5 protein-coding genes are annotated in these 4,926 nt (G+C 66.0%); 1 reads left to right on the forward strand and 4 read right to left on the reverse strand.

Going from position 1 to position 4,926, the window contains the following annotated elements; genetic code table 11:
- Positions 1-2: 2 nt before the first annotated feature.
- The 4 genes from qcrB to ctaE form a co-directional block, all read right to left on the reverse strand.
- Positions 3-1,631: a cytochrome bc1 complex cytochrome b subunit gene (gene qcrB, locus ACWGDE_RS36100; protein WP_453393305.1), complete on the reverse strand. Its 1,629-nt coding sequence runs from the start codon at positions 1,629-1,631 to the stop codon at positions 3-5.
- Complete coding sequence (qcrA, locus tag ACWGDE_RS36105; protein WP_453393306.1) at positions 1,628-2,686, reverse strand: cytochrome bc1 complex Rieske iron-sulfur subunit; 1,059 nt, start codon at positions 2,684-2,686, stop codon at positions 1,628-1,630. Before qcrA ends, qcrB begins: the two co-directional genes overlap by 4 nt.
- Positions 2,683-3,492, reverse strand: coding sequence for a cytochrome bc1 complex diheme cytochrome c subunit (gene qcrC / locus ACWGDE_RS36110; protein ID WP_453393307.1), 810 nt, complete (start codon positions 3,490-3,492; stop codon positions 2,683-2,685). The genes qcrA and qcrC overlap by 4 nt, the downstream gene beginning before the upstream one ends.
- A 77-nt stretch (positions 3,493-3,569) precedes the next feature.
- A complete protein-coding gene (gene ctaE / locus ACWGDE_RS36115; protein WP_453393308.1) occupies positions 3,570-4,190 on the reverse strand; it encodes an aa3-type cytochrome oxidase subunit III in 621 nt (206 codons plus the stop codon).
- 211 nt (positions 4,191-4,401) lie between these two features.
- Here ctaE and ACWGDE_RS36120 point away from each other — a divergent pair, with 211 nt between their 5' ends.
- The gene (locus ACWGDE_RS36120) at positions 4,402-4,803 is read left to right on the forward strand and encodes a hypothetical protein (RefSeq protein WP_453393309.1); all 402 of its coding nucleotides are present in this window, start codon (positions 4,402-4,404) and stop codon (positions 4,801-4,803) included.
- Positions 4,804-4,926 lie beyond the last annotated feature (123 nt).

A 4,926-nucleotide genomic window follows, 5' to 3' on the forward strand; every position in this document is an offset into this window, starting at 1 on the left:
GATCAGTGGTGGCCGTGGCCGCTCTGGATCTCCTTGTACTCCTCCACGGTGGGCTTCTCGATCTGGTTGCCCTCGCCGTAGTGAGCCTTGCTGAGCTTCGCCTTGAGCTTCTCCAGCGACTTCACCTTGCGCTCGACACCGTTCTCGTCGACCGTCGGGCCGATCTCGATCGGCTTGTACTGGTCGTGCGCGGTGAGCTGGTGCAGCTTGCCCTGCGAGAGCGGCTCGTGGACCTCGACGAACTCACCGTGCGGCAGACGCTTGATGATGCCGGTCTCGCGACCGTGCAGCACCTTGTCGTGGTCCCGGCGCTGGAGGCCGAGGCAGATCCGCTTGGTGACGATGAAGGCGATGACCGGGACGACGAAGAAGCCGATCCGGACGAACCAGGTGATCGAGTTGATCGACAGGTGGAAGTACTGGGCGAACATGTCGTTGCCGCCGCCGATGAGGAGCACGACGTACTCCGCGATCCAGGCGACACCGAAGGCCGTACGGGTCGGGACGTTGCGCGGGCGGTCCAGGATGTGGTGCTCGCGCTTGTCCCCGGTGACCCAGGACTCGATGAACGGCCAGACGGCGATCGCACCGAGCACCAGCGGGAAGAGCATCAGCGGGATCAGCACGCCCAGGACGAGCGTGTGGCCCCACAGGTTGATCTCCCAGCCCGGCATGGCGCGGACGAGGCCTTCGGGCATACCCATGTACCAGTCGGGCTGCGCACCGGTGGACACGTGGTCCGGACGGTACGGGCCGATGGCCCAGATCGGGTTGATCGACGCGATCGCCGAGACGGCCGCGATGATGCCGAAGTTCAGGAAGAAGAAGCCACCGGCCTTGGCCATGTACACCGGCATCAGCGGGAGGCCGACGACGTTGTTCTCGGTCTTGCCCGGGCCCGCGAACTGGGTGTGCTTGTGGTACACGACGAGGATCAGGTGGGCCACGATCAGGCCCAGCATGATGCCCGGCAGCAGCAGGATGTGGACCGAGTAGAACCGGGCCACGAAGTCGCCGCCGGGGAACTCCCCGCCGAAGAGGAAGAACGACAGGTAGGTACCGACGACCGGGATCGACAGGACCGCGCCCTGCATGAAGCGGACACCGGTGCCCGAGAGCAGGTCGTCCGGCAGCGAGTAACCGGTGAAGCCGGTGAACATGCCGAGGACCAGCAGCAGGAAGCCGAAGACCCAGTTGATCTCACGCGGCTTGCGGAACGCGCCGGTGAAGAAGACGCGCATCATGTGCACGATCATCGCCGCGACGAAGACCAGCGCCGCCCAGTGGTGGATCTGCCGGATGAGCAGACCGCCGCGGACGTCGAAGCTGATGTGCATCGTCGAGTTGAAGGCCTCGGACATCAGCACGCCCTGCATGGGGACGTACGAGCCGTCGTACACGACCTCGTTCATGCTCGGGTGGAAGAACAGCGTCAGGTACACACCCGTGAGGATGATGATGATGAAGCTGAACAGGCAGATCTCACCCAGCATGAAGGACCAGTGGTCCGGGAAGATCTTGCGCAGGCCGGCCTTGCCCAGGCTGTGAATGCCCATCCGGCCGTCGATCCAGTCGGTGACACGCTCACCGGCCGGAGCCTTGCGCTCGTTGGTTTCTGTGGCAGTGCTCATCCGCGCTCCCAGAATGCAGGACCGACGGGCTCTTCGAAGTCGCCGAGCGCCTCGAGGAAACCTTCGTCATTGACGCCGATCCGCAGCTGCGGGAGCGCGTGACCAGCCGGGCCGAAGATGACTCGGGCGCCGTCGGAGAGGTCGAAGGTGGACTGGTGGCACGGGCAGAGCACGTGGTGCGTCTGCTGCTCGTACAGGCTGATCGGGCAGCCGACGTGGGTGCAGATCTTGGAGTACGCCACGATGCCGTCGGCGGACCACTCCAGTTCCTGCTTGTCCTTGATGTCTTCCGGCTTGATCCGGACGATCATCAGCGCGGCCTTGGCGATCTCCGTCTGGAAGTGGTGGTCGTCTTCCTTCAGACCTTCGGGCATCGCGAAGGTCAGGGAACCGACGAGCACGTCCTCGGGACGCAGCGGCTCCATCGTGTTCGAGTTGATGAGCAGCTTGCCCTTGGCCCAGAGGGTCTTGCGGAGCTTGTCCTCGGGCAGCGGACCCAGGTCGCGCAGGAGCACGACGGCGGAGAGCGGGAACAGGGCCATCGCCCCGATCAGCGTGTTGCGGATCAGGGGCCGGCGGCCGATCCCGGACTCGCGGGCGCCGTCCTGGAAGTTCTGCTTGGCCTTGGCGCGCGCCTCGGGCGTGGCCGTGATGTGGTGGCGCTCCTCGGCGATGTCCACGTCGGACATCAGGGTGCGGGCCCAGTGGACCGCGCCCGCGCCGATGCAGAAGAGCGCCGTGCCCAGGGTCATGCCGAGGGCGAAGTTGAGCGCGCTCACCTTCCCGATGGGGAAGATGTAGACGATCTTGTCGGCCGGGATGGACACGAACGAGGCGATGAAGCCGATCGTGGCCAGCATCGACAGGGTGAACAGCATGGCCACCGTGCGCTCGGACCGCTTCGCGGCCCGCTCGTCGATGTCCTGGATGCGCGGCTTGTGAACCGGCAGACCCGGGTCGGCGAACGGGTCGTCCGCCACTGCCACGCCACCGTGGTGCGCGTCGCTCTGCTCGCTCGGCAGGTGCTTCTCTTCGGGAATGTCTTGGCTACTCATGACTTCTTGGCCTTAGCGGTGTGGGCCGCGACCCAGACGGCGACAGCGATCAGCGCACCCAGAACGAACACCCAGCCGAACAGGCCTTCGGAGACGGGGCCGAGGCCACCGAGCTTGAGGCCACCGGGGCTGGTCGACTTCTCGCCGTTGACGTTCTGGAGGTACGCGATGATGTCCTTCTTCTCCTTCTCCGGCATGGTGCTGTCCGGGAAGGAGGGCATGTTCTGCGGGCCGGTGAGCATGGCCTCGTAGATGTGCTTCGGCTCGACGCCCTCGAGGTTCGGGGCGTACTTGCCGTTCGTCAGCGCGCCGCCCTCGCCGGTGAAGTTGTGGCACTGCGCGCAGTTGTTGCGGAACAGTTCGCCACCCCTGGCGATGTCGGCGCCCGCGGGGTCGTACTGCTTTTCGTGGGGCGTGCTGGGACCGGCACCGAGGGACGCGATGTACGCGGCCAGCTGGTCGGTCTGCGCCTGGCTGTAGATGACGGGCTTCTTCGGCACCTGGGCGCCGGGCTGCTGGGCGGGCATGCGGCCCGTGCTCACCTGGAAGTCGACGGCTGCGGAGCCGACGCCGACCAGGCTGGGGCCGTCAGAGGAACCCTGACCGCCGGTTCCGTGGCAGCTTGCGCAGCCGACGGCGTAGAGCTTCTGGCCCTCCTCGATGGCGAGGGACTGGGCGGTTTCGTCGGCCTGCGCATTGCCCGCGGGCGCGAAGGCGGCGTACAGCCCCCCAGTGACCGCCAGCGCGAAGAGTAGAACGACGACCGCCGCCAGCGGATGGCGTCGTCGTGCGGAGAGCTTTTTCACGGATTACCCCGGGTGTCAGGATCTTCTGCGTCGGTGTTTCTGGATGGAGTGCCGGGACGGGCCCGGCGACGTGTTCGCTACTTGATCAGGTAGATCGTTGCGAAGAGGCCGATCCAGACGACATCGACGAAGTGCCAGTAGTAGGACACGACGATGGCCGACGTGGCCTGTTCGTGGGTGAACCTCTTGGCCGCGTACGTCCGGCCGAGGACCAGCAGGAAGGCGATGAGACCGCCCGTCACGTGCAGACCGTGGAAGCCGGTGGTCAGGTAGAACACCGATCCGTACGGTCCGGACGAGAGGGAGATGCCCTCGTGCTTGACCAGCTCGGTGTACTCGAACACCTGGCCGCCAATGAAGATCGCACCCATGACGAACGTGATGATGAACCACGTCCTGAGCTTCTTCACGTCACCTCGCTCGGCGGCGAATACGCCGAGCTGGCAGGTGAGCGAAGACAGCACCAGGATCGTCGTGTTCGTCGCCGAGAACGGAAGGTTCAGGAAGTCAGCCTGTTCCTTCCAGTACTCGGCGCCTGTCACGGATCGCAGGGTGAAGTACATCGCGAAGAGGGCCGCGAAGAACATCAGCTCGGAACTCAACCAGATGATGGTTCCGACGCTGACGAGGTTCGGCCTGTTGACCGTCGGGTGCGCGTGCCCGGTATCTACTGTCGTTGCTGTCGCCACGACCGACATTATGTCGGTCCCTTATCCCGCCCTCACCCCGGGGGGTGCCGTTCGGAGTGTCAGGGCCGTGTGCAAGGCCCGAACGGCCCATCAGATCGGCCTCCACGCACCCGCGGAACATCCGATCATGAGGCTGTGCGAACCGATGTTGGCGCCGGGCGCGACGGAGTAGCATCCCGCGCAACATCAGCGTTTTTCACGGGACACGTGGAGGAACGAAATGCGGGCGACTGCGCGGGTTCTGGTCTACAGCGACGACTCGGGCACCCGGGAGCAGGTGCGGCTGGCGGCCGGGCGCAGGCCGGCCTCCGACCTGCCGCCGGTGGAGTTCCTGGAGTGCGCGACGCTTCCCGCCGTCCTCAAGGAGCTGGACGCGGGCGGCATCGACGTGTGCGTGCTGGACGGTGAGGCGGTTCCGGCCGGGGGCATGGGTGTGTGCCGGCAGATCAAGGACGAGATCTTCCGGTGTCCGCCGGTACTGCTCCTGATGGGCCGTCCGCAGGACGCGTGGCTGGCCACGTGGAGCCGCGCGGACGCCGCCGTCACCCTTCCGGTGGATCCGGTGGACTTCGCGGAGGCTCTGGCGGGTCTCCTGCGCGCACGCCTGTCTCCGGCGGCGTAGCGGCACGGACCGCCTGTGGGGCCCCTGGAGGGCCGTACGGGCGCACACCGGGGCCACGGGAGCCCGTACGGTCCGGTACGTGTTAATGTGCACGGGTGGCGGCGACTTTGTTAATTTGGTAGC

The sequence above is a fragment of the Streptomyces sp. NPDC054956 genome, assembly GCF_053609185.1.

Coding starts and splice junctions, on each gene's coding strand:
- qcrB (WP_453393305.1), bottom strand. CDS start 1,631: ATGAGCACTGCCACAGAAACCAACGAGCGCAAGGCTCCGGCCGGTGAG.
- qcrA (WP_453393306.1), bottom strand. CDS start 2,686: ATGAGTAGCCAAGACATTCCCGAAGAGAAGCACCTGCCGAGCGAGCAG.
- ctaE (WP_453393308.1), bottom strand. CDS start 4,190: ATGTCGGTCGTGGCGACAGCAACGACAGTAGATACCGGGCACGCGCAC.
- ACWGDE_RS36120 (WP_453393309.1), top strand. CDS start 4,402: ATGCGGGCGACTGCGCGGGTTCTGGTCTACAGCGACGACTCGGGCACC.